Annotated in this window: 1 protein-coding gene; it reads right to left on the bottom strand. The window is 61.6% G+C overall.

All coding sequences use genetic code 11. The features are described from left to right. Positions 1–947, bottom strand: a 947-nt coding sequence (gene tuf, locus ACTJLD_RS41335) for an elongation factor Tu (protein WP_440661784.1), incomplete at both ends; no start/stop codon positions are given.

Below are 947 nucleotides of genomic sequence, written 5' to 3'. Positions count from 1 at the left end.
CCTTCGCGGATTGCGAAGCGCAGACCTTCTTCCATCGCGATCGGTGCAATCAGCTTCACCGTGATCGACACGTTGTCGCCCGGCATCACCATTTCCTTGTCCTTCGGCAGCTCGATCGAGCCCGTCACGTCCGTCGTACGGAAGTAGAACTGCGGACGGTAGTTGTTGAAGAACGGCGTGTGACGGCCGCCTTCGTCCTTGCTCAGCACGTACACTTCAGCCGTGAAGTGCGTGTGCGGCGTGATCGAACCCGGCTTCGCCAGAACCTGACCACGCTCCACGTCTTCACGCTTCGTGCCGCGCAGCAGGATACCGACGTTGTCGCCTGCCTGACCTTGGTCCAGCAGCTTGCGGAACATTTCAACGCCCGTGCAGGTCGTCTTCACCGTCGGCTTGATACCGACGATTTCGATTTCTTCGCCGACCTTCACGATGCCGCGCTCGACACGACCCGTCACCACCGTACCACGGCCCGAGATCGAGAACACGTCTTCCACCGGCATCAGGAACGCGCCGTCAACTGCACGCTCCGGCGTCGGGATGTACGTGTCCAGCGCGTCTGCCAGGCTCATGATCGCCACTTCGCCCAGCTCGCCCGTGTCGCCTTCCAGCGCCAGCTTTGCCGAACCCTTCACGATCGGCGTGTCGTCGCCCGGGAAGTCGTACTTCGACAGGAGTTCGCGAACTTCCATCTCGACCAGCTCGAGCAGTTCAGCGTCGTCCACCATGTCGCACTTGTTCAGGAACACGATGATGTACGGAACGCCAACCTGACGCGCCAGCAGGATGTGCTCACGCGTTTGCGGCATCGGGCCGTCTGCTGCCGAGCAAACCAGGATCGCGCCGTCCATCTGCGCTGCGCCCGTGATCATGTTCTTCACATAGTCAGCGTGGCCCGGGCAGTCGACGTGTGCGTAGTGGCGGTTAGCCGTTTCGTACTCGACGTG

The organism is Burkholderia sp. 22088, assembly GCF_052045915.1.
GTDB lineage: Bacteria > Pseudomonadota > Gammaproteobacteria > Burkholderiales > Burkholderiaceae > Burkholderia > Burkholderia cepacia.
This window is presented reverse-complemented; position numbering and strand designations above follow the sequence as displayed.